Below are 20230 nucleotides of genomic sequence, written 5' to 3'. Positions count from 1 at the left end.
GAGTCTATCGCGCCGCAATACGCGCTTCGAGCGCGCGCAAGCGTTCTTCCTCCGCCTTCAGATCATTGCTCAGCTGACTTTTCAGAGCAGGATCAGAGGCGGCGGACATCAAGGCGCGGGTCTCCTCGACCGCGCGACGCCGTGTTGCGACGAGTTGCGACAATTTGTCGCCCTCGGGCGTGGCTGCCGCAGCCGCGCCTCGGTCAGAGGCCTGGCTCTGCTCTTCTTCCGTCGTCTTGAGGGCGGCGGCCTGACGTGCGGCCGCTGCGTCGCGCAAGGCGTGCTGGACCGGATCGCCGCCCTCGAAGTCGCAGGCGGCCAGCAGAGCCGCGCCGGCGACGACGAAAGCGACGGCGCGCAGGCGCATCAGCCTTCGATCCAGTTCGGCATCCAGCCTTCGTGGATCTCGCGCAGGTGGGCGACGGGGATGCGGTAGAGTTCGCCCTTCGGACCTGAGGAGGCGAAGTCCGCGCCCTTGGCGGCGCCGACGACCGAGGCGTGCAGCCCGGCCTCATGCGCCTTGGCGATCAGGGCATGGGCGTCCGAGACGGCGACCAGATAGCGGGCCTGGTCTTCGCCGAACAGGAAGCCGTGGGCGTGGGCGGCGCTGGAGGCGTTCAGCTCAATGCCGACGTCGGACGCCAAAGCCAAGTCGGCGGCGGCGCCGACCAGACCGCCGTCCGACAGGTCATGAACGACCGTCAGCTCGCCGGTCTCGATCAGACCGCGCACGAAGTCTCCGGTCTTGCGTTCCAGCTTCAGGTCCACCGGCGGCGGGGCGCCGTCTTCACGGCCCAGAACCTCGCGCAGATAGATGGAGGCGCCCAGCTCGCCGTGCGTCTGGCCGATCAGGACCAGGACATCGCCCTCGACCACGCCGCCGAAGCCGGTGACCACGTCATAGTTGGTCAGCAGGCCGACCGCGCCGACCGTCGGGGTCGGTGGAATGGCGACGCCGTTGGTCTCGTTATAGAGGCTGACGTTGCCGCTCACGACGGGGAAGTCGAGCTCGCGGCAGGCCTCGGCCATGCCGTCGGTGGCGCGCACGATCTGGCCCATGATCTCGGGGCGCTGCGGGTTGCCGAAGTTCAGGTTGTCAGTGATGGCGATGGGACGCGAGCCCACGGCCGTCAGGTTGCGCCAGGCCTCGGCCACGGCCTGCTTGCCGCCTTCATAGGGGTCGGCCTGGACATAGCGCGGGGTGCAGTCGCTGGTGACGGCCAGACCCTTGTCCGTGCCGTGAACGCGGACCACGCCAGCGTCGGCGCCGGTCGACGAGTCCTGCAGGGTGTCGGCCATGACATGGCGGTCGTACTGTTCCCAGATCCAGCGCTTGGACGCCATGTCGGGGCAGGCGATGACCTTGATCACCGCGTCGTTCCAGCTTTCCGGGGCCGGAACCTCGGCCGGGTCGAGGCGCGGCTGCAACTCGGGCTGGACCCAGGGGCGGTCGTACAGGGGCGCGTCGTCGAACAGCGGGGCCAGCGGCACGTCGCAGACCACCTCGCCGTGATGCTTCAGCACCAGATGGCCGGTGTTCGTGGTCTTGCCGATGATGGCGAAGTCCAGGCCCCACTTCTGGAAGATGCGATAGCCGACATCCTCGAAGCCGGGCTTGAGGACCGCCAGCATCCGCTCCTGGCTTTCCGACAGCATCATCTCATAGGCGGTCATGCCGGTTTCGCGCTGGGGCACCTTGTCGAGGTCCAGCTCGACGCCGACGCCGCCCTTGCCCGCCATCTCGACCGACGAAGAGGTCAGACCGGCCGCGCCCATGTCCTGGATGGCGGCGACCGCGCCCGAGGCCATCAGTTCGAGGGTGGCCTCGATCAGCAGCTTCTCGGCGAAGGGGTCGCCGACCTGGACGGTGGGGCGCTTGGCCTCCGACTCGTCGTCGAACTCGGTCGAGGACATGGTGGCGCCGTGGATGCCGTCTCGGCCCGTCTTGGAGCCGAAATAGACCACGTCGTGGCCCGCTTCCGGCGCGGCGGAGTAGTAGATCTCATCGGCGCGGGCCAGGCCGACGCACATGGCGTTGACCAGGATGTTGCCGTTGTAGCCCTTGTGGAAGTTGGTCTCGCCGGCGACCGTCGGCACGCCGACGCAGTTGCCGTAGCCGCCGATGCCGGCGACCACGCCCGAGACCAGGCGCTTGGTCTTCTCATGCGAGGGATCGCCGAAGCGCAGGGCGTTCAGCAGGGCCACCGGGCGGGCGCCCATGGTGAAGACGTCGCGCATGATGCCGCCCACGCCCGTCGCCGCGCCCTGATAGGGTTCGATATAGGAGGGGTGGTTGTGGCTCTCCATCTTGAAGATGCAGGCGTCGCCGTCGTCGATGTCGATCACGCCGGCGTTCTCGCCGGGGCCGCAGATGACGCGCGGTCCCGTGACCGGGAACTTCATCAACTGCTTCTTGGAGGATTTGTAGGAGCAGTGCTCGGACCACATGACCGAAAACACGCCCAACTCGACCTGGTTGGGCTCGCGGCCCAGCCGGTCCAGAAGGACCTCATACTCGTTTGGAGCCAGACCGTATTCAGCGGCCAATTCTGCGATGGTCTTTTGCGGAGCGCTCATGGGCGGGGCTTCTAGCCGGGTCTGAGCCTCCTGTCAGCCCGTCCCTTCAGCAGGGGCGTTCAGCGCGGCCGCTCGATCCCGCGTTTCAGGCCGAAGACGAGGATGACCGCCGCCACCACCAGCAGGAAGGCAGCGCCCAGGGCGGTGAATCCAAGCAGGGGATTCCTCTCCTGTTCCGCCACGAAGGCGCCGACCAGACCCCATGCGATCGGCAGGGAATAGGTCATGGTTCTCAGATAGAGCGTGACTTCGATCGCGATCAGAAACACCACTGCGATCGCGATGACGGCCCATCCGGTCGGCGAGACGAAGGCGGGCAGGGCGTCGAAGGCCGTCGCCGTCGTGATCAGGTTCAGCGGCGCGGCGATGGTCAGCCACCCCGCCAGCGCCGACAGCGGCCAGATCAGGAACCAGCGATCCCGATCCATGACCCCTGTCGTGCGGATCGTCTTGCCCAGGGCCAGCAAGGGAACCAGCAGGGCCAGCAGGGAGGCGAAGATGACCACGACGCTCGCCGCCTTCAGGTCGAGGGCCGCGACGACGATCCACAGGCCGATGCCGGAGAAAGCGACGACGGAAGGCCAGCCCATGCGGTTGATCAGCACGCTTTCGCCTGTCTGAGGCAGGGCCTGACGTCCGGCGTAGATCAGCAAGCCCAGATACAACAGCCCCCAGATCGAGAAGGCGTAGCCCGCGACCCGCAAGGTCTGGTCGCCGGCCGCGGCGAACTCGGCCTGGCTGAGGCCGAAACCGGTCAGACCCTGGATCACAGGGACCGCCACGGCGAAGACGGCCGCCGCCAGAACGGCTAGGCGTCGGGTCCGCTGGGCGGGGGTGGGGCGTTCGATGGCGGTCATGGACGACGTCTCCGGCGCAGCTTCACCGTCATCTACGCGCCGGACGCCGATTTGGTTCACGCGGCGCCCGGCCCGGAACCGGGAAGGCCTCGTCCCGCTTAGAATTCAGCACCCACGCAAACCCAGGAAACCGATCATGGCCGATCCCGACGATCTTCCCGAAGACGAGGCGCTCGACACCGAGGAGGTCGAGACCAACCGCGCCCTGGAACAGGGCCTGGGCGTCGGCGCCCGCGAACTGGCCGCTATCGGCGAGTCGGGCGCGGAGGGCACGCTTGAACGTCCGCAAGATGAAGACGACGAACTGGCCGAGAACGCCCTAGACGTCGGCGATGCAGGTCGCAGCGCAAGCGTGCTGGACCGTCACGATTAGGTCTTGGGCTTCTCGTCAGTGTCGGTGTCGTTGATCGAGACACGGACAGTCCCGTCGTAGGAGAAGGTCCGTAGTTGCTTGGCTTCGGTGCCGGTGTTCACGACCGCGGAGTACATGCCCACGGGGACAACGGTGGTGGCGACCCCGATCTGGATGGCGTCGTACCCCTGGCCGACCAGTTCAGGCGCCGCGGTCACCAGCAGGTAGGATTCATTCTGGCGGGGGCGAAACTGCACGGAATAGACCGGACCGCGATAGAAATACTCCTCCCGTTCGAATGTGCGGGTGACTCGCCCTTGCGCATCAAGAACTTCGACGTTTGGCGCGAATATGCGCATCGCTTCCAAGGTTGAGCCGACATTCAGCGTCTTGTCCTCGAAGTCGGTGGGAAGCGCATAGACCACGTAGGGGACGGATCGACCTGCCCGGGTCAGGCAAGGGGTATCCGTTCCGATAGGCGAAGCCACCAGATGGACAGCCCGCTCCTTGTCCGGCGTCAAGCTGAGGGCGCTCGAGAGATCAGGGGCGGCGGAGCAGTCCATGCGGGCATAGGCGAGCATCGCCGGTGGAGGCGGGGCGGCGGTAGCACAGGCCGAAACCATCGCCCCATACAGGCTGATCACACCGACGGCGTGAACACGCGTCATATGAGAGCCTCCTATTGCAGAAGGCGGGCGGCTGTGTCGGCCACCTGGTTCAGCGCGTCTTCGATGCCGGCGGCCAAGCGCGCGGGATTCTCCAGCAGCTCGGCGCGATTGCTAAACGCATATTGGGGATTCGGAGCCAGGGTGACGACCCCTTCGGCTGGCGTCAGCGGATTGTAGACGATGATGTTCTCCATCAAGGTGGAGCGATCAGACACCTTCACCAGTCGCACCTCGGCGCCTACGCTGGGACGAAAGGGCTGGCCGGCTCCCGATGACAGGTAGCCGTAGTGGGTCACCGATACATCAAGGTAGGCGTCGACGCCGGAGGCGTCCGGATAGGCTTCAAGCAGGTCTCGCTTTTCGCGAGTTGAGCCCGACAGAGGGGCGACGGTGTAGCCCTGTGTCGACAGAGCCGAAGCCATCCGGCGCTCCAGCCGCTCTTCCGCGTCGAAGTCAATGCTGACCAGAGCATCGTTCACGGCGTCTTGACGGCTGGCCTGGATGCCTGCGTCCACGAGCGCGCCGATCAACCCGAAGTTGGAACCGACCGACGCGACCTCATAGGCTATGGCCTTTTCAGGCAGCGCGTCGTCCATCATCGTGATGGACTGCACATTGTGCGCCGCCCGATCGTAAGGTGTGGCGACATAGGGCGACGCGCACGCGCCCAGCGACAGGATCGCGGCGATCCCGAGAATTTTCTTGATCATGAAAGCCCCCTTGGCTGCCCGAACAGATGCCGTGCAGTCGTATGGGCGTCAAGATTGGAAAACGACGTTCGGCCCTAGGCGGCCGCGTAGATGCTCTGGAACAGGACCGCCCCGTCAGCCGAGCCCAGTTCGGCTTCGAAGGCGCGGTCGGGGTGGGGCATCATGCCCAGGACGTTGCCGCGTTCGTTCTGGATGCCGGCGATGTCGGCGACCGAGCCGTTCGGGTTGTCGACATAGCGGAAGACCACCTGGCCCTCGCCTTCCAGGCGGGCCAGGGTTTCGGCGTCGGCGAAGTAGTTTCCGTCGCCGTTGCCCTGGGTCATGACGACTTCGCGCTGACCCTGATAGCCGGAGGTGAAGCGGGTCTGGCCGTTGGCGACGGTCAGACTGATCGGCTTGCACACGTATTTCAGGCCGCTGTTGCGCAACAGGGCGCCCGGCAGCATCCCGGCTTCGCACAGGACCTGGAAGCCGTTGCAGATGCCGACCACAGTGACGCCGTCGTCGGCGGCCTTCTTGACCGCCTGCATGATGGGAGCCTGGGCGGCCATGGCGCCGCAGCGCAGATAGTCGCCGTAGGAGAAGCCGCCGGGCAGGACGATCAGATCGAGGCCCTTCGGCAGCTCGGTCTCGGCGTGCCAGACCATCTGGACCTGTTCGCCAGTGGAACGTTCGACGGCGACCTTGCAGTCGCGGTCGCAGTTGGAACCGGGGAAGACGATGACGGCTGCGCTCATGGCCGGGCCTCCTAGCACCCTTCGCGAAGAATGTCAGGCGTCGCTTTGTTGTGTCCTGCGTCCCGTCAGCCAGGCGACCGCCCAGACCGCGAAGCCGCCCAGGGTCAGGGCCACGCCGACCCAGCCGGTCGAGGTCCAGCCCCAGCCTGCGGCCACGGCCATGCCGCCCAGCAGCGGACCTATGGCGTTGGCCGTGTTGAAGGCGGAGTGATTCAGCGCGGCGGCCAGGGTCTGGGCGTCGCCGGCCACGTCCATCAGCCGGGTCTGCAGGATGGAGCCCAGGCCGCCTCCGCCGCCGATCAGCAGGACGACGATCAGCATGGACCAGAGGTGAGGCGCGGCGAAGGGATAGAGGGCCAGGGCGGCCGCGCTCCACAGCAACAGCCCGCCGGCTGCCGCCATGCCGAATCGGTCGGCGGCCCAGGCCCCGAGGAGATTGCCGGCCGTCATGCCGATCCCGAAGACGGCGAAGACCCAGGGCATGACCTCCGGGCCCACGCCCGTCACGGCCTTCAAGGTCGAGGCCAGATAGGCGTAGACGGCGAACATGCCGCCGAACCCGACGGCGCCGACGCCCAGCGTCAGCCAGACCTGGCTGCGCTTCAGGGCGCCGAGTTCGCGCAGGGGCGTGGCCTCGGGCCGGGCCGGGTCGCGCGGGGCGAAAAGGACCACCAGGGCCATGGTCAGGACGGCCAGCAGGCTGACGATGGCGAAGGTCCAGCGCCATCCGAAGGCGTGGCTGACGGCGTTGGCGATCGGCACGCCGATCACCGTGGCGACCGTCAGGCCCAGCAGAATGGTCGAGACCGCCCTGGTCCGGAGCCGAAGCGGCACGAGCGAGGCCGCGACCAGGGCCGCCACGCCGAAATAGGCGCCGTGCGGCACGCCGCTGAGGAAGCGGAAGGCCAGCATCCACTCATAGGTCGGGGCCAGGGCGCTCAGACCGTTGCCCACGGCGAACAGGGCCATGAAGCCGATCAGCAGCAGCCAGCGCGGCAGGCGCGCGCCCAGCACGGCCAGGATCGGCGCCCCGACCACCACGCCTGCGGCGTAGGCGCTGATGACATGGCCGGCCGTGGGTTCGTCGACCCCTAGTCCGGCCGCGAAGTCGGGCAGGACGCTCATGGCGGCGAACTCGGTCACGCCGATGGCGAAACCGCCCATGGCCAGGGCCAGCAGGACCAGGGCGACCTTTCCCCGGGCCGCCACGCGATCCGGCGCCGGGCAGGGCAGGTCGTCGAGGCAGGGGGCGGCGTCGGCAGGGGCCATGATTATCGCAGTGCGGCAAACGGGAAGGGTGCGCTGCAAAATAGGCCACGCGCCGTCCGCATCAACCGCGGCTGTTCGCCATCGGCCTCACGATATGTGTCAGGCGCCGGTCAGGCCTTGGCGAATCCGGGGGTGGGACACGGACAGGCCCAGCGACTGGGCGGCGTAGAGCTCCAGCAGCATCCGGTCGTCCTCGTCTTCCAGCGGCAGCCAACGGGCGGAGACGGGCTTGCGCGTCATGGCGGGGCTGGGCGACGAGGCGCGACGAGGTCCATGGGCGCCGATCTTTTGCGACAGCCGCACCGACGGGGCCAGCAGGCGCACCTCCTCCACATGGGGCGGACTGCCCACCAGGATCGGCTCCTCGTCCTGATAGAAGACATAGAGGGCGTCGCGCACCGGCAGGCGCGCCCGCGTCAGGGGATGCAGCGGCTGGTCCAGCAGGCGGCGGAACAGGTCGGGCATGGCCGACAGCCGGGTTTCATGCGTGTCGGCCATGCGGGTCGTCATCAGCCCAGGTTCTCGTAGGTCGCGGTGATCGAGGCCTTGGCCAGGGTGTGGAAGTGCAGGTTGAAGCCGAAGACGGCGCCGGAATTGTCCTCGGTCACGTCCAGCCGGTCCACGTCCACGGCGAAGACTGTGAAGATGTAGCGGTGCGGGCCGTGGCCGGCGGGCGGGGCTGCGCCGCCGAAGCCGAGCAGGCCGAAGTCGGTACGGCCCTGTACGGCGCCCTGGGGCAGGCTCGAACCGTCGGCGGCGCCGGCGCCAGCCGCCAGTTCCGTCACGGCGGCGGGGATGTTGGCCACGGTCCAGTGCCAGAAGCCCGAGCCCGTCGGGGCGTCCGGGTCATAGCAGGTGACGGCGAAGCTTCGGGTTCCCTCGGGCGCGCCCGACCAGGACAGCTGCGGCGAGGCGTCCCCCAGGGCTTTCACCTGGGCGTCGGGCAGGACGTCGCCGTCCGTGAAACCGGTCGAGGAAAGGGTGAAGGTCATAGGCGGCGCTCCCGTTTGATCACTGTCCTGTGCGGAACGGTCGGGGTTCGACGCCGTTGCCTTCCCACGGACAGTTCCTAGCTAAGCTTCATCGACGTTCTAAAGCGCGGAGAGCCGGATGCTGCAATCCCTTCTCGACCGTACCTTCCTGACGCGTTCGATCCGCGTGCGTCTTCCCGACGGGCGGACGCTGTCCGCGGGACCGGGCGAACCCGAACTGACGGCGGTCGTGACCGGGAACAAGGCGGCCTTGGCCATCGCCGCCAATCCAGAACTGGCCCTGGGCGAGGCCTTCATGGACGGGACCTTCCGGATCGAAGGCGGCGACATCTACGACTTCCTGCAACTGACGACCTCGCAACTGGCGCTCCGCCCCCGGTCGCCGCGCCTGACCCTGATGCAGCGTATCCGGCGCGGTGCGGAACAGGCCAACGACCGTCTGCACGCCCGCAACAACGTCCACCACCACTATGACCTGACGGTCGACTTCTATCGCCTGTTCCTGGACCAGGACCTGCAATACTCCTGCGCCTTCTTCGAGACGCCGGACGCGACCCTGGAACAGGCCCAGATCGCCAAGAAGCGGCGTCTGATCGACAAGCTGCTGCTCCAACCGGGGCAGAGCGTTCTGGACATCGGGTGCGGCTGGGGCGGGCTGGGCCTGTCGATGGCGGAAAGAGGCGGGCGCGTGACCGGCGTCACCCTGTCGACCGAGCAGCATCGTACAGCCAATGCGCGGGCGGCGGAGCGCGGCCTGGCCGATCGGGCCGATTTCCGGCTGCAGGACTATCGCGACCTGAGCCAGACCTTCGACCGCATCATCTCGGTCGGCATGTTCGAACATGTCGGGACGCCCAACTATCAGGAGTATTTCGACACGGTGGCCCGTCTTCTGGACGACGACGGCGTGGCGGTGATCCACTCCATCGGCCGCAAGTCGCCGCCCAGCCGCACCCAGCCCTTCATCCGCAAATACATCTTCCCCGGCGGCTATATCCCGGCCCTGTCGGAGGTCCTGCCGGCCATCGAGCGTTCGGGCCTGTGGGTCACGGACATGGAGATCCTGCGCCTGCACTACGCCGAGACGCTGAAGGTCTGGCGCGAGCGCTTCCTGGCGCGGCGGGACGAGGCCCTGACCATGTACGACGAGCGCTTCTGCCGGATGTGGGAGTTCTATCTGGCCGCCAGCGAGGTCGCTTTCCGCGAACTGGGCCACATGGTGTTCCAACTGCAGCTGACGAAGAAGCAGACCGCCGTGCCGCTCAGCCGGGACTATCTGTGCGAATAGCGCCTCAGCCGAAGGCTGGATGGTAGCGCACGTCGCCTGATCCCTTGATACCGCCGAAGGCCAGGGCCATGAAATACTCGGGCGGCGGGCCGGGATAGGTCAGGTGCGGGTCCTGAACAAAGCCGAAGCGGCCATAGTAGGCGGGCTCGCCCATGACGACGCAGCCGCGCGCACCGCCTCGGCGCAGCTCGTCCAGTCCCGCTTCGATCAGTCGGCGGCCGATGCCCTGGTTCTGGCGATCCGGCGCGACGGACACCGGACCGAGGCCGAACCAGTCGCCCTCGCCAGGCCATTCGACGGGAGAAAAGGCGGCGTGGCCGACCACCTGGCCATCGACCTCCGCCACCAGCGACAAGGTCAGGGCGCCGGCGTCGCGCAGAGCGCCGATGATGCGCGGCTCGGAGCCGTCGCTGTGCGGATGGCCGTCAAAGGCCGCCGCCGTCAGAGCCTGGATTGCGGCCCGATCTGACGGACTTTCGGGGCGGAGAATCATTCAGACGGCTGGGGTTGGATGGGCGGCGGCGGATAGCGGTCTATTGCGGACGGGGAGAGCAATCTGTCCGATGAACACAGGTGGCAGACATATTCCGCATTCAACATCCGGTCGAAGGCTGAGTAGGCTTTCAGTTCGGTGTCGAGGGCCTTCAGGTCGCCGAAGCCGCACCCTCCTGAGACTATCGAGGCGCCCTCGCTCGATAGGGCGACGTGCCGGACGAAGATGGCCGGGTGGGCGGGATGGTCAGGTCTAGTGATCAGGTAGAGGGCTGATGCTCGATCATCACGGTATGCCGACGTTCCGCGATCATATTCTTCAGCGATGATGGCGGGCGTGCGTTTGATCTCGGCGGCCAAGGCGTCGAAGCCCTGGGAGCAGTCCAGAAACGCCGAGCCGAATTGCCGAACCGGCCGCTCTTGCGAACAGCCGGCCAATAAAAAAGCCGCCCCGATCAACAGGGCGGCTCTCATCAGGCGATCTCGATCCGGTAGCCCTCGATGACCGTATTGGCCAGCAGGGTCTCGCACATGCGCTTCACCTCGGCCTCCTTGTCGGCGACGCCGTCGTCGAGGTCGAACTCGATCAGCTTGCCGACGCGGGCGCCCGAGACGCCGGCCCAGCCCAGACCCTGCAGGGCGCCTTCGACGGCCTTGCCCTGAACGTCCAGAACGCCGGGCTTCAGGAAGACGTGAACCTTGACCTTGGCCATTAGTGCAGTCCCCCTTGGATCACGGTCGGCATGTCCTTCATGATGCCGAGGCGGCGGGCCACCTCGGTGTAGCTTTCGATGACGTCGCCCAGGTCGCGACGGAAGCGGTCCTTGTCCAGCTTCTCGCCGGTGGTCGAATCCCACAGGCGGCAGCTGTCGGGGCTGATCTCGTCGGCCAGGATGACGCGGGCGAAGTCGTTCTCCCACACCCGGCCGAACTCGATCTTGAAGTCGACCAGGGTGATGCCGACGGCGCCGAACATGCCCGACAGGTAGTCGTTCACGCGCACGGTCATGGCCAGGATGTCGTCCAGTTCCTGGGTCGTGGCCCAGTTGAAGGCCGTGATGTGCTCTTCCGTCACCATCGGGTCGTTCAGCTCATCCTTCTTGTAGTAGAATTCGATGATCGAACGGGGCAGGGGCGTACCCTCTTCCTGGCCCAGGCGGGTGGCCAGCGAGCCGGCGACGATGTTGCGGCAGACCACTTCCAGCGGAATGATCTCGACTTCGCGGATCAGCTGCTCGCGCAGGTTCAGGCGCTTGATGAAGTGGTTGGTCACGCCGATCGAGTTCAGGCGCGACATGATGAATTCGCTGATGCGGTTGTTGATGACGCCCTTGCCTTCGAGCGTCGCCTTCTTCTGGGCGTTGAAGGCGGTGGCGTCGTCCTTGAAATACTGGATCAGCGTGCCGGGCTCGGGTCCTTCGTAAAGGATCTTGGCCTTGCCCTCATAGAGCTTCTTGCGCTTGGTGTTCATCAATCGGGTCCCGAGGGGGAAGGAAACGGACAGCCTCAAAACGAAAAACGCGCGGCCCCGGCGACGACGGGCGGCGCGATCCTTGAATCGACGGCGGCTATATAAGACCGCACGCCCTTTAGCCGAAGGGCGTCTGTGACACAAATATCGTCCTGTGACGCGGCGTCAGCCTTGCGGCGGCGAGTCCGGTTGCGTTCGCGTGCAGGGGGGCTATAGACGGCGATGCGGACCCTCAATTCCTTCCGCGACTGGAGTGACCACGCGCATGACGACCTTCGAAGATCGGGAAAAGGGCTACGAGACCAAGTTCGCCCTCGATCAGGAACAAGAGTTCAAGGCCATCGCGCGTCGCAACAAGATGCTGGGCCTGTGGGCGGCTGAAAAAATGGGCCTGTCGGCAGAGAGCGCCGAGCAATACGCCGCCGCCGTCGTCCGCTCCGATTTCGAGCAGCCGGGCGATGAAGACGTTTTCCGCAAGGTCGCCGGCGACTTCAAGGGCTCGGGCCTGACGGTGTCCGAAGGCGAGCTGCGCATGAAGATGGACGAACTGGCCTCGGTCGCGCGCGAGCAGATCCGCGCCGGCGAATAAGGCTTCGGTTTCGACCGAACGAATTCAGAAGGGCCGCGACCGGCGAGGTCGCGGCCCTTCTTTCGTTTCCGCTCGGCCTATTTCGGCATCAGCACCGTGTCGACGACGTGAACCACGCCGTTCGACTGGGCCACGTCGGCCTGGGTGATGGTCGAGGTTCCGCCCCGGGCGTCGGTGACGGTCCACTTGCCGCCGCCGGCGTCCTTCAGGGTCAGCTTCTCGCCCTGGACGGTGGTCAGCGTGGCCGTGCCGCCGTTGGCCTGGGCCTGGGCGGCGATGTCGGCGGCGGTCAGACGGCCGGGCACGACATGATAGGTCAGCAGCTTGGTCAGGGCCGCCTTCTGGGCGGGCTGCATCCAGCCTTCGCGCGTGGCGGCCGGAATCTTCTCGAAGGCGGCGTTGTCCGGCGCGAAGACGGTGAAGGGGCCGGCACCCTGCAGGCGTTCCGTCAGACCCGCGGACTGAAGCGCGCTGACCAGGGTGGTCAGATTGGCCGCTTTCGAGGCGTTGGCGACGATGGTCTCGTTCGGGTTCATGGCTGCGCCGCCGACCATGGGCTCGGCGGCGGCGGGAGCGGCGGATTCGGCGGGGGTCGCTTCGGCCGGGGCCTTCTCGACCTTGGATTCGTTATTGCCGCAGGCGGCGAGGCCCAGAAGGGCGGCGGCCGAAACGGCCGCGAAAGCGGTCGTGCGCGTGATCGTCATGATGTCTCTCCATCGAAGGCCGCCTGGCGTGGGGCCGGGCGGCGGGATCGGAGAGAATTACGGTTAAGGCCGCCAAAGGATGCGTCGTCGATCACGTTTTTCGGCGCGCGCCGTGATCAGTCCGCGAAGACCACCGTCTTGCCGCCGTGCATCAGGATGCGGTCGTGCAGGTGGTGAGAGACGGCGCGGGCCAGGACGCGACGCTCGATGTCCCGTCCCTTGCGGACCAGGTCTTCCGGCGCGTCGCGGTGGCTGATGCGCTCCACGTCCTGTTCGATGATGGGGCCTTCGTCCAGGTCGGCGGTGACATAGTGGGCGGTGGCGCCGATCACCTTCACGCCCCGGGCATGGGCCTGATGATAGGGCTTGGCCCCCTTGAAGCCGGGCAGGAAGGAGTGATGGATGTTGATGCAGCGTCCCGTCAGCCGGGCGGCCAGATCATCGGACAGAATCTGCATGTAGCGGGCCAGGACCACCAACTCGGTCCCGGTCGCCTCGATCAGGCTCAGCAACTGGGCCTCCTGCGCGGCCTTGTCGCCCTGCATGGGCAGGTGGTGGAAGGGCAGATCGCCCAGGTCGACATGGCCGATCATGTCGCGTGGATGGTTGGAGACGACGGCGGTCACCTGCATCGGCAGTTCGTCGATGCGCCAGCGATAGAGCAGGTCGGCCAGGCAGTGATCGAACCGCGACGTCAGGATCATCACCTTGCGCGGCTCTGGCCCACGCAGTGTCCAGTCCATCTCGAACCGCGCCGCCAGGGGCGCGAAGGCGAACCGTAAAGCTTCTTCGGAATCCTTCTCGGCGGGCTCGAACACCACCCGCATGAAGAAGTAGCCGCTCATGGCGTCGCCGAACTGTTGGGCGTCGGAGATATTGGCGTCCCGTTCCAGCAAGAAAGCAGAGACGGCCGCCACGATGCCATGGCGGTCAGGGCAGGAAAGGGTCAGAATCATCTGTCAGGCGGTTTATTGAGAAATGAAGTCGCTCAATATGGCCCAGCTTTTCGCCTTTGCCGACAGAGATATTGCGTGTGCCGGGCTGGTGGACGGCAGATCGATCAGGGCGACGCCGTTCAGATCGCTCAGGATGCGACGCCCCAGCTTCGCCGCCAGCCCGCCGTTGAAGGCCACGGCGCGCAGGCAGGGCAGGCGGGCGACCAAACCGCGCAGGTCGGCGGCCTCGGGCGAGCGAATCGCGGCGTCCAGACTGCCGGAGCGCTCGGCCGAGGCGATGACGTCCCATAGGCCGACCCCGCGCGCCTTCAGTCGCTCCAATCGCGCTTCATAGAAGAGGGCGGGCAGGTCTTCGCCTAGCAACTGGCCCATCAGGGGCCAGAAGGCGTTGCGCGGATGGGCGTAGTACTGGGCGGCTTTCAGGGAAGCGTCGCCGGGTAAACTGCCCAGGATCAGGACGCGCGCGCGGTCGTCGATGATCGGACCAAAGCCGATCTTGGGCATTCAGCGAACGGGCGGATCGTCGCGGAGCCAGCCGGTGATGGAGCGGCGAGCGCTCCCGGCGTAGGCTGCGACCGGGGCCACGGAATGGTTGCGCGGCGTCTTGAACACCGTCCAGACGTTGAAGCCCGGTTTGAAGCCACGAACCACGTCCCCCGCTTCATCGTGGAACAACAATTGACCGCCCCAGTCAGGCCGCCAATCCTTCGCCAGACCCAGCGTATAGGCGGCGCGGCGTTGACCCTGGTCCGTATCGTCGTGCTGGGTCAGGAAGTCGCCCGGTCGAAACCAGGTGGCCTGGGCGTCGATCTTGGTGACGCCCGCTTCGCCCGTCACCGCCTTGGCGAAGTTCATGAAGGGCAGGTCGTTGAAGAACTGCAGCAGGGCATGAGTGGCGTGGCCCGGGTCGCGTCCGTTCAGGAAGGCGGTGATGATCGGATAGGCCAGGTAGATGAAGGAGAAGCCGGTCTGTCCGTCCGCTAGAGCGCGTTGCATATGGGCGGCCAGGGCGTCACGCCCCATGGCCGCCATCTCCTGCGGAGAAAACAGACGTCCGCCCTCCGGCGTTCTGAGCGACAGATGCCAGGGCGTATCGTGCTCCAAAGCCAGGGCCAGCCATTCGGCGCTTTCGGCCTCTAGCAGGTCCGGCACCTGCACCATGCCGTCGCGCGCATAGGCTTCCGCATAGTCCCTGGGGTCCAGCCGGGGGTTCAGTCGGATCGCGCGCTCGGCCACGGTGTCAGCTTCCGAACACGCGTTGGAACACCACGTCCACGTTCTTGGTGTGGTAGCCGAGGTCGAAGAGGGCCTCCAGTTCGGCTTCAGGCAGGGTGACGCGGGCGTCGTCCTTCAGGAAGTCGATGAAGCGGCCCTCGCCGCGCCAGACCTTCATGGCGTTTTCCTGGACCGCGGCATAGGCGTCCTCGCGCGACACGCCCGCCTGGGTCAGGGCCAGCATGACCCGTTGCGAGAAGACCAGGCCGCCTAGGCGGTCCAGGTTCTTCTGCATGTTCTCGGGATAGATGTTCAGGCGTTCGATCACGCCGGCCAGGCGATGCAGGGCGAAGTCCAGGTGGATGGTGGCGTCCGGACCGATGCCCCGCTCGACCGAGGAGTGGCTGATGTCCCGCTCGTGCCACAGGGCGACGTTCTCCATCGCCGGAACGACGGAAGAGCGCACCAGACGGGCCAGGCCGGTCAGGTTCTCGGTCAGGATCGGGTTGCGCTTGTGCGGCATGGCCGACGAGCCCTTCTGGCCCTTGTCGAAGAATTCCTCGGCTTCCAGGACCTCGGTGCGCTGCAGGTGGCGGATCTCGGTGGCCAGGCGCTCGATCGAGGAGGCGACGACGCCCAGGGCGGCGAAATAGGCGGCGTGGCGGTCGCGCGGGATCACCTGGGTCGAGACGGGCTCGACGGACAGGCCCATCTTGTCGGCGACATAGGCTTCAACTTCCGGCGAGACGTTGGCGAAGGTGCCGACGGCGCCCGAGATGGCGCAGGTGGCGATCTCCTCGCGCGCGGTGACCAGGCGACGACGGGCGCGCTGGAACTCGGCGTGGTAGCCGGCCAGCTTCAGGCCGAAGGTCACGGGTTCGGCGTGGATGCCGTGGCTGCGGCCGACCGTGACGGTGTACTTGTGTTCCTTGGCGCGGGTTTCCAGCGCCGCCAGGACGCGATCGACGCCGTCCAGCAGCAGGTCGGTCGAGCGCGCCAACTGCACCGCGAAGCAGGTGTCCAGCACGTCCGAAGACGTCATGCCCTGGTGCAGGAAGCGGGCTTCCTCGCCGACGATTTCCGACACATGGGTCAGGAAGGCGATGACGTCGTGCTTGGTGGTGCGCTCGATCTCGTCGATGCGGTCGGCGTCAAAGGTCGCGTCCTTGCCGTTGGCCCAGATGGCCTCGGCCGATTCCTTCGGAATCACGCCCAGTTCCGCCATCTTGGTGGCGGCATGGGCCTCGATCTCGAACCAGATCTTGTACTTGGTCTCTTGCGACCAGATGGCGACGGCGTCGGGGCGGGAATAGCGCGTGATCATGGACGCGTCGTGTCGGTCGCGAAGGCCCGTGAGTCAAGGTTCGCCATTGACTTCGGCGCCTCTTGTCCCAGATAGGGCGGATCAGAGGACGACCTCTCCCGTTACGGGCTGGACGCCGGGACGACCCGGCACGCCATGCAAGGGAGATTGTCGTGGCCTGGATTCTTCTGCTTCTCGCCGGTCTGTTCGAAATCGTCTGGGCCTTCCTGATGAAGGCGTCGGAGGGTTTCACCAAGCCCTGGCCGACCGTGGGCACCATCGCCTTCATGATCGTCAGCTTCGGCCTTCTGTCCATGTCGATGAAGAGCCTGCCCCTGGGCACGGCCTACGCCATCTGGACCGGCATCGGCGCGGTCGGCGCCTTCGTCGTCGGCGTGGCGGTGCTGGGCGAGGCCCTGACGCCGATGCGCGTGGGCGGCGTCCTGCTGATCGTCTCGGGCCTGGTTGTGCTGAAGCTCTCCTCCAGCCATTGAGGGGGCAGCCATAGATGGGGTTCGCCCCCGCCGGAGACTCGCCATGGAACTGATCATCGGACCGCGCCTCTATTCCACGTGGTCCCTGCGGCCCTGGCTGGTTCTGAAACGGGCGGGGGCGGACTTCACCGCCCGCGAGGTCTCCTATCGCACCGAGGAGCAGAAGGCCGAGCTGCGCCGCCTGTCCCCCTCCGGCTTCGTTCCCCTGCTGAAGGTGGACGGTGAGACGATCTGGGACACCTTGGCCATCAGCGAATGGGCCGCCGAGCACTATCCCGACGCGCACCTGTGGCCCGTCGATCCGACCGCGCGGGCCCTGGCCCGCTCTGCGACGGCGGAGATGCACTCCGGCTTCCCCGCCCTGCGCGACCTGTGCGGCATGGGGCCCGATCATCCCTTGGCGGGAGAGGTGCGTTCGACCGCGCCGTCCGATCCCGCCCTGGATCGCGACCTGGGCCGGCTGGTCGTTCTCTGGCGTCAGATGCGCGCCCGGTTCGGCGTGAACGGGCCGTGGCTGTTCGGAGACTGGTCGATCGCCGACGCCTTCTTCACCCCGGTCGCGGCGCGGGTGCGTCACTATCAGATCGACCTGGGCGCCCACGGCGATGTGGACGGGACGGCGCGGGCCTATGTCGAGGCCTTGCTGGCCCAGCCCGATTTCCAGGCCTGGGAAAAGGACGGCTTGGCTAACGTCGCTTAACGGCGGACGAAAACCGACGATTAAGGAGCGTCGTTACATTCTGTCCCTCGGCGGCGAGACGCCGCGGGGGACGGATGCATGCGCACCATCAGCAGAAAGACCGACTGGAGCCGGACGGCGCGGGCCTATTTCATCGCGGCCCTGGCCATGGCCTTCATCTGGGCCCTGTTGCTGTCCAGCCTGGGCTGAGGCTCAGCGGGCGCCGCCCGGAACCACGGCCTCGGCCACCTGCAGGGCGGTCGTGACCGGCTGGGGCGGCGGGGCCACATAGTCCAGGCGGATCGGCACGGCCTTGGCGCCGGACGCTACGGCGTCCAGGGTGTTCACCGGCGCGCCCAGCATACGCTGATAGATCCAGTAGGCCGCCACGACCTTTTCCACATATTCGCGCGCCTGGGGCACGTCGATCGTCTCGATCAGCAGCAGGGGGTCGGCGTCTGCGCCCAGCTTGCGGATCGCCGCCAGCATCGGACCCGGCCCGGCGTTGTAGGAGGCCACGGCCTTCAGCAGATCGCCCTGGAAGGACTCGATCTGGAACAGGCGGTTCACATAGTCCTGGCCCAGCTTCAGGTTGGTCGCGGGGACATAGAGGCGTTCCGGGTTGCGGACATAGCCCTGGTCCCCGGTCATGTAGGCGGCGGTCGCGGGCATGACCTGCATCATGCCGTAGGCCCCGGCGCCGGATCGCGCCCCGGCGTTGAAGTCCGTCTCCTTGCGCGCGATGGCGTAGACGAGCGCCTTCTCGATGGTGAAGCCGCCCTCGGGCAGCAGTTCCGGCATCGGATAGCGGGCCGCGTCGATGCGCGCGGCGTCGGACTGGGCGGCGCGGCCGGGGGCCACGGTGCGGTACAGCCCGGCCCACAGGCGGCGGGCGCCGTCGTCGACGGCCGTGCGCAGGCCGTCGCGCGCCGACTGCTCGGCGTCGTTGCGGCGGCCGACCTCGTACAGGGCGACCGTGCGGCGGGCGGTCTCGTCGGCACGGATGAAGTCGCTGAGTTCGCGGGCGTCGACGCCGGTCGGTTCGGGCGTATAGGCGGCGTGGCGCAGGCTCGCCTCGGCATAGGGACGCGGTCCCTGGCTCTCGATCGTCGGCTCCTCGCCCAACTGGCGCAGGGCGACCTGGCCGTAGAAGGTGGCGGGCCAGCGCGCGGCGAGGCGCAGATGTTCGGTCACGCGATCCTGGCGGCCCGACTGGGCGGCGGCGCGGGCGGTCCAGAAGGCGGCGCCGGCGCGAACCCAGGGGTCCTCGGTCGGGTCCTGGGCGACGCGCTCGAAGGCGCGATAGGCGTCGGCGAACTGGTTCATCCGCCAGGCGGCCAGGCCGGCCGTCCACCAGTCGCCGATGTCGGAGCCCATGTGATAGGCGCCGGGCAGGTCGTCGTTGTTCAGGGCGACGCGCGCCGCCTTGGCCGGATCGGTGACGCCGCCGTCGCCCGTTCCGGTGACGCTGGCCCAGGTGCGGGCCAGGAAGCCGCCGGGACGCTTGGGCTCGGGCGCGCCGTCGGGCAGGCGACGCATGGCCAGGGTATAGACCCGCTGGGCCATGGGCAGGTCGGAATAGGTCTCCAGCCAGGCGGCCAGTTCGTCATAGGTGGCGACGTGGCTGGGATGGAACAGGCGTTCGAACTCGACCTGACCCAGCAGGACGCGGTCCTTGGCCTGACGCGCGGCGTCGCGGGCCATGTCCAGGTCGCCGCGACGCAAGGCGTCGAAGGCGGTGGTGTAGCTGAGGCGATCCTCGCTGCTCAGGGCCGTGGGCGTCGAGAGGCTGTTGCTGGAACCGGCGGCGGCATAGGCGCGCGCGGTGTCGTTTTCATCGACGTCCGTAGCGGCGTGGGCGGCGGTCGCAACTGTGGCGCAGAGCGCGAGAGCGAGCAGGGACGCACGACGCGTCCGACGGAAAAGATACATACGCGGCGGCCCCCTTCATCGGCGCCGTCCCGTCTCGATTCGGGATTCTGCAGCGCTCTGCGGACTGGTCTCCAAAGGCCCTAGATGCCTGAATCAGGCCGGGGGCTCAAGCTTTTCGCCCGACAGGCGAGCCGACAAATCGAGAATGTCTTTCCAAACCAAGCCCTTGGCCTGTGGTTGGCGCAGCAGGAAAGCGGGGTGCAGGGTGGCGATTACGGGGGCCGAGACGTCGCCGTCCGGCGAACGCCATTCGCGCCATTGGCCCCGGGTCCGCATGATTCCCTCCTCGATCTTCAGCACCGACTTGGCCGCCGCCGCCCCGACCAGCAGGACGGCCCGGGGACGAAGCAGGACGAAGGCGCGGTCCAGGAAGGGGGCGCAGACGGCCTGTTCCAGCGGGGTCGGGGTGCGGTTGCCCGGCGGGCGCCAGAAGACGGTGTTGGTGATGAAGGCCTGATCCAGCAGGTCCGCCGCCGCCAGGATGCGGTCCAGAAGCTGCCCCGCCTTGCCGACGAAGGGCTTGCCCTGGATGTCTTCGTCCGCGCCGGGGCCTTCGCCGACGATCATCAGGGCGCCCTTGGGATCGCCGCGCGAAAAGACCGACTGGCGCGCGCCCATTCCCTTGAGGGGGCAACCCTCGAAGGCGGCGATCGCCTCGGCCAGGTCCTCCATGCTGTTCGCCTGTGCGGCGGCGGCGCGGGCCTCGGCCACTGCGTCCGCGGCGTTCGGCGCGCGCAGGGGCGTGACGACGCCCGACGAAGCAGGGGAGGGGGCGATGGACAGGGGCGGAGCGACGAAGACCGTGCGGTCGACCGGCTCGTCCAGATAGCAGGCGTCCACGCCTGCATCCCGCCAGAAGGCGAGCAGGGCTTCGGTCGCGGCGATGTCGGGCGTCTGGAGCGTCATTCGCGGACAGGGATAAGCCTTGACCGCCGCCACGTCACC

25 protein-coding genes are annotated in these 20230 nt (G+C 67.2%); 5 read left to right on the top strand and 20 right to left on the bottom strand.

Annotated features, from left to right (window positions below):
- Positions 1 to 4: 4 nt before the first annotated feature.
- From ABIE19_RS14430 to ABIE19_RS14420, 3 genes are read right to left on the bottom strand one after another with little or no spacing between them, the layout of a single operon-like run.
- Positions 5 to 367, bottom strand: coding sequence for an indole-3-glycerol-phosphate synthase (locus tag ABIE19_RS14430; RefSeq protein WP_354089913.1), 363 nt, complete (start codon positions 365 to 367; stop codon positions 5 to 7).
- Positions 367 to 2577: a phosphoribosylformylglycinamidine synthase subunit PurL gene (gene purL, locus ABIE19_RS14425; protein WP_354089912.1), complete on the bottom strand. Its 2211-nt coding sequence runs from the start codon at positions 2575 to 2577 to the stop codon at positions 367 to 369. Before purL ends, ABIE19_RS14430 begins: the two co-directional genes overlap by 1 nt.
- 59 nt (positions 2578 to 2636) lie before the next feature.
- Positions 2637 to 3434, bottom strand: coding sequence for a TspO-related membrane protein (locus ABIE19_RS14420; RefSeq protein WP_354089911.1), 798 nt, complete (start codon positions 3432 to 3434; stop codon positions 2637 to 2639).
- A 136-nt stretch (positions 3435 to 3570) separates the two neighbouring features.
- Between ABIE19_RS14420 and ABIE19_RS14415 the strand changes: the two genes are divergently transcribed.
- A complete protein-coding gene (locus ABIE19_RS14415; RefSeq protein ID WP_354089910.1) occupies positions 3571 to 3807 on the top strand; it encodes a hypothetical protein in 237 nt (78 codons plus the stop codon).
- Here ABIE19_RS14415 and ABIE19_RS14410 read toward each other — a convergent pair.
- From ABIE19_RS14410 to ABIE19_RS14385, 6 genes are all read right to left on the bottom strand, one after another.
- Positions 3804 to 4454 carry a MalM family protein gene (locus ABIE19_RS14410; RefSeq protein ID WP_354089909.1) on the bottom strand — a complete coding sequence of 217 codons (651 nt, stop codon included), beginning with the start codon at positions 4452 to 4454 and terminating at the stop codon, positions 3804 to 3806. The genes ABIE19_RS14415 and ABIE19_RS14410 overlap by 4 nt on opposite strands.
- An 11-nt stretch (positions 4455 to 4465) precedes the next feature.
- Positions 4466 to 5164 (bottom strand): hypothetical protein, encoded by a 699-nt coding sequence (locus tag ABIE19_RS14405; protein WP_354089908.1) that lies wholly within the window; start codon positions 5162 to 5164, stop codon positions 4466 to 4468.
- Between the two features lie 74 nt (positions 5165 to 5238).
- On the bottom strand, positions 5239 to 5901 hold the full coding sequence (gene purQ / locus ABIE19_RS14400; RefSeq protein WP_354089907.1) for a phosphoribosylformylglycinamidine synthase subunit PurQ: 663 nt from the start codon (positions 5899 to 5901) through the stop codon (positions 5239 to 5241).
- 33 nt (positions 5902 to 5934) lie between these two features.
- Positions 5935 to 7170 carry an MFS transporter gene (locus ABIE19_RS14395; RefSeq protein WP_354089906.1) on the bottom strand — a complete coding sequence of 412 codons (1236 nt, stop codon included), beginning with the start codon at positions 7168 to 7170 and terminating at the stop codon, positions 5935 to 5937.
- Positions 7171 to 7269: 99 nt separating this feature from the next.
- Positions 7270 to 7668, bottom strand: coding sequence for a hypothetical protein (locus ABIE19_RS14390; RefSeq protein WP_354089905.1), 399 nt, complete (start codon positions 7666 to 7668; stop codon positions 7270 to 7272).
- Between the two features lie 11 nt (positions 7669 to 7679).
- The gene (locus ABIE19_RS14385) at positions 7680 to 8162 is read right to left on the bottom strand and encodes a YbhB/YbcL family Raf kinase inhibitor-like protein (RefSeq protein ID WP_354089904.1); all 483 of its coding nucleotides are present in this window, start codon (positions 8160 to 8162) and stop codon (positions 7680 to 7682) included.
- Positions 8163 to 8280: 118 nt separating this feature from the next.
- Between ABIE19_RS14385 and ABIE19_RS14380 the strand changes: the two genes are divergently transcribed.
- On the top strand, positions 8281 to 9450 hold the full coding sequence (locus tag ABIE19_RS14380; protein WP_354089903.1) for a class I SAM-dependent methyltransferase: 1170 nt from the start codon (positions 8281 to 8283) through the stop codon (positions 9448 to 9450).
- Between the two features lie 4 nt (positions 9451 to 9454).
- Here the strand turns inward: ABIE19_RS14380 and ABIE19_RS14375 are convergent, their stop codons facing one another.
- From ABIE19_RS14375 to purC, 4 genes are read right to left on the bottom strand one after another with little or no spacing between them, the layout of a single operon-like run.
- Positions 9455 to 9943, bottom strand: a complete 489-nt coding sequence (locus ABIE19_RS14375) for a GNAT family N-acetyltransferase (RefSeq protein ID WP_354089902.1) — start codon at positions 9941 to 9943, stop codon at positions 9455 to 9457.
- On the bottom strand, positions 9940 to 10416 hold the full coding sequence (locus ABIE19_RS14370) for a hypothetical protein (RefSeq protein WP_354089901.1): 477 nt from the start codon (positions 10414 to 10416) through the stop codon (positions 9940 to 9942). Before ABIE19_RS14370 ends, ABIE19_RS14375 begins: the two co-directional genes overlap by 4 nt.
- Positions 10416 to 10655, bottom strand: coding sequence for a phosphoribosylformylglycinamidine synthase subunit PurS (gene purS, locus ABIE19_RS14365; RefSeq protein WP_354089900.1), 240 nt, complete (start codon positions 10653 to 10655; stop codon positions 10416 to 10418). Before purS ends, ABIE19_RS14370 begins: the two co-directional genes overlap by 1 nt.
- A complete protein-coding gene (gene purC / locus ABIE19_RS14360) occupies positions 10655 to 11413 on the bottom strand; it encodes a phosphoribosylaminoimidazolesuccinocarboxamide synthase (protein ID WP_354089899.1) in 759 nt (252 codons plus the stop codon). Before purC ends, purS begins: the two co-directional genes overlap by 1 nt.
- A gap of 265 nt (positions 11414 to 11678) precedes the next feature.
- Between purC and ABIE19_RS14355 the strand changes: the two genes are divergently transcribed.
- Positions 11679 to 12002: a DUF1476 domain-containing protein gene (locus ABIE19_RS14355; protein ID WP_354089898.1), complete on the top strand. Its 324-nt coding sequence runs from the start codon at positions 11679 to 11681 to the stop codon at positions 12000 to 12002.
- A 77-nt stretch (positions 12003 to 12079) separates the two neighbouring features.
- Here the strand turns inward: ABIE19_RS14355 and ABIE19_RS14350 are convergent, their stop codons facing one another.
- The 5 genes from ABIE19_RS14350 to purB all read right to left on the bottom strand — a co-directional run bounded on the left by ABIE19_RS14350 (position 12080) and on the right by purB (position 16201).
- The gene (locus tag ABIE19_RS14350) at positions 12080 to 12706 is read right to left on the bottom strand and encodes a fasciclin domain-containing protein (RefSeq protein WP_354089897.1); all 627 of its coding nucleotides are present in this window, start codon (positions 12704 to 12706) and stop codon (positions 12080 to 12082) included.
- Between the two features lie 116 nt (positions 12707 to 12822).
- Positions 12823 to 13662, bottom strand: coding sequence for a formyltetrahydrofolate deformylase (gene purU / locus ABIE19_RS14345; RefSeq protein ID WP_354089896.1), 840 nt, complete (start codon positions 13660 to 13662; stop codon positions 12823 to 12825).
- A 12-nt stretch (positions 13663 to 13674) separates the two neighbouring features.
- The gene (locus ABIE19_RS14340) at positions 13675 to 14166 is read right to left on the bottom strand and encodes a DNA-deoxyinosine glycosylase (RefSeq protein ID WP_354089895.1); all 492 of its coding nucleotides are present in this window, start codon (positions 14164 to 14166) and stop codon (positions 13675 to 13677) included.
- A complete protein-coding gene (locus ABIE19_RS14335; protein WP_354089894.1) occupies positions 14167 to 14898 on the bottom strand; it encodes a 2OG-Fe(II) oxygenase in 732 nt (243 codons plus the stop codon). It lies immediately after the preceding gene.
- A 4-nt stretch (positions 14899 to 14902) separates the two neighbouring features.
- Positions 14903 to 16201: an adenylosuccinate lyase gene (purB, locus tag ABIE19_RS14330; protein ID WP_354089893.1), complete on the bottom strand. Its 1299-nt coding sequence runs from the start codon at positions 16199 to 16201 to the stop codon at positions 14903 to 14905.
- A gap of 152 nt (positions 16202 to 16353) precedes the next feature.
- On the opposite strand from purB, the gene ABIE19_RS14325 reads away from it, so the two are divergent.
- A complete protein-coding gene (locus ABIE19_RS14325; RefSeq protein WP_354089892.1) occupies positions 16354 to 16674 on the top strand; it encodes a DMT family transporter in 321 nt (106 codons plus the stop codon).
- A 43-nt stretch (positions 16675 to 16717) separates the two neighbouring features.
- On the top strand, positions 16718 to 17374 hold the full coding sequence (locus ABIE19_RS14320) for a glutathione S-transferase (protein WP_354089891.1): 657 nt from the start codon (positions 16718 to 16720) through the stop codon (positions 17372 to 17374).
- 192 nt (positions 17375 to 17566) lie between these two features.
- Here ABIE19_RS14320 and ABIE19_RS14315 read toward each other — a convergent pair whose 3' ends face one another.
- Together ABIE19_RS14315 and ABIE19_RS14310 are read right to left on the bottom strand one after the other, a co-directional pair.
- Positions 17567 to 19285, bottom strand: coding sequence for a lytic transglycosylase domain-containing protein (locus ABIE19_RS14315; RefSeq protein ID WP_354089889.1), 1719 nt, complete (start codon positions 19283 to 19285; stop codon positions 17567 to 17569).
- Between the two features lie 93 nt (positions 19286 to 19378).
- Positions 19379 to 20191 carry a uracil-DNA glycosylase gene (locus ABIE19_RS14310; RefSeq protein ID WP_354089888.1) on the bottom strand — a complete coding sequence of 271 codons (813 nt, stop codon included), beginning with the start codon at positions 20189 to 20191 and terminating at the stop codon, positions 19379 to 19381.
- Positions 20192 to 20230 lie beyond the last annotated feature (39 nt).

It is taken from the genome of Brevundimonas faecalis (assembly GCF_040549405.1).
Lineage (GTDB): Bacteria > Pseudomonadota > Alphaproteobacteria > Caulobacterales > Caulobacteraceae > Brevundimonas > Brevundimonas faecalis.
This window is presented reverse-complemented; position numbering and strand designations above follow the sequence as displayed.

Excerpts from the sequence above, each read along its gene's own strand:
- ABIE19_RS14350 (WP_354089897.1), bottom strand. The coding sequence starts at position 12,706 with ATGACGATCACGCGCACGACCGCTTTCGCGGCCGTTTCGGCCGCCGCC.
- purU (WP_354089896.1), bottom strand. The coding sequence starts at position 13,662 with ATGATTCTGACCCTTTCCTGCCCTGACCGCCATGGCATCGTGGCGGCC.
- ABIE19_RS14415 (WP_354089910.1), top strand. The coding sequence starts at position 3,571 with ATGGCCGATCCCGACGATCTTCCCGAAGACGAGGCGCTCGACACCGAG.
- ABIE19_RS14405 (WP_354089908.1), bottom strand. The coding sequence starts at position 5,164 with ATGATCAAGAAAATTCTCGGGATCGCCGCGATCCTGTCGCTGGGCGCG.
- purL (WP_354089912.1), bottom strand. The coding sequence starts at position 2,577 with ATGAGCGCTCCGCAAAAGACCATCGCAGAATTGGCCGCTGAATACGGT.
- ABIE19_RS14420 (WP_354089911.1), bottom strand. The coding sequence starts at position 3,434 with ATGACCGCCATCGAACGCCCCACCCCCGCCCAGCGGACCCGACGCCTA.
- purS (WP_354089900.1), bottom strand. The coding sequence starts at position 10,655 with ATGGCCAAGGTCAAGGTTCACGTCTTCCTGAAGCCCGGCGTTCTGGAC.
- ABIE19_RS14430 (WP_354089913.1), bottom strand. The coding sequence starts at position 367 with ATGCGCCTGCGCGCCGTCGCTTTCGTCGTCGCCGGCGCGGCTCTGCTG.
- ABIE19_RS14340 (WP_354089895.1), bottom strand. The coding sequence starts at position 14,166 with ATGCCCAAGATCGGCTTTGGTCCGATCATCGACGACCGCGCGCGCGTC.
- ABIE19_RS14320 (WP_354089891.1), top strand. The coding sequence starts at position 16,718 with ATGGAACTGATCATCGGACCGCGCCTCTATTCCACGTGGTCCCTGCGG.
- ABIE19_RS14355 (WP_354089898.1), top strand. The coding sequence starts at position 11,679 with ATGACGACCTTCGAAGATCGGGAAAAGGGCTACGAGACCAAGTTCGCC.
- ABIE19_RS14310 (WP_354089888.1), bottom strand. The coding sequence starts at position 20,191 with ATGACGCTCCAGACGCCCGACATCGCCGCGACCGAAGCCCTGCTCGCC.
- ABIE19_RS14395 (WP_354089906.1), bottom strand. The coding sequence starts at position 7,170 with ATGGCCCCTGCCGACGCCGCCCCCTGCCTCGACGACCTGCCCTGCCCG.
- ABIE19_RS14385 (WP_354089904.1), bottom strand. The coding sequence starts at position 8,162 with ATGACCTTCACCCTTTCCTCGACCGGTTTCACGGACGGCGACGTCCTG.
- purQ (WP_354089907.1), bottom strand. The coding sequence starts at position 5,901 with ATGAGCGCAGCCGTCATCGTCTTCCCCGGTTCCAACTGCGACCGCGAC.
- purB (WP_354089893.1), bottom strand. The coding sequence starts at position 16,201 with ATGATCACGCGCTATTCCCGCCCCGACGCCGTCGCCATCTGGTCGCAA.
- ABIE19_RS14390 (WP_354089905.1), bottom strand. The coding sequence starts at position 7,668 with ATGGCCGACACGCATGAAACCCGGCTGTCGGCCATGCCCGACCTGTTC.
- ABIE19_RS14370 (WP_354089901.1), bottom strand. The coding sequence starts at position 10,416 with ATGAGAGCCGCCCTGTTGATCGGGGCGGCTTTTTTATTGGCCGGCTGT.
- ABIE19_RS14380 (WP_354089903.1), top strand. The coding sequence starts at position 8,281 with ATGCTGCAATCCCTTCTCGACCGTACCTTCCTGACGCGTTCGATCCGC.
- ABIE19_RS14410 (WP_354089909.1), bottom strand. The coding sequence starts at position 4,454 with ATGACGCGTGTTCACGCCGTCGGTGTGATCAGCCTGTATGGGGCGATG.
- ABIE19_RS14375 (WP_354089902.1), bottom strand. The coding sequence starts at position 9,943 with ATGATTCTCCGCCCCGAAAGTCCGTCAGATCGGGCCGCAATCCAGGCT.
- purC (WP_354089899.1), bottom strand. The coding sequence starts at position 11,413 with ATGAACACCAAGCGCAAGAAGCTCTATGAGGGCAAGGCCAAGATCCTT.
- ABIE19_RS14315 (WP_354089889.1), bottom strand. The coding sequence starts at position 19,285 with ATGTATCTTTTCCGTCGGACGCGTCGTGCGTCCCTGCTCGCTCTCGCG.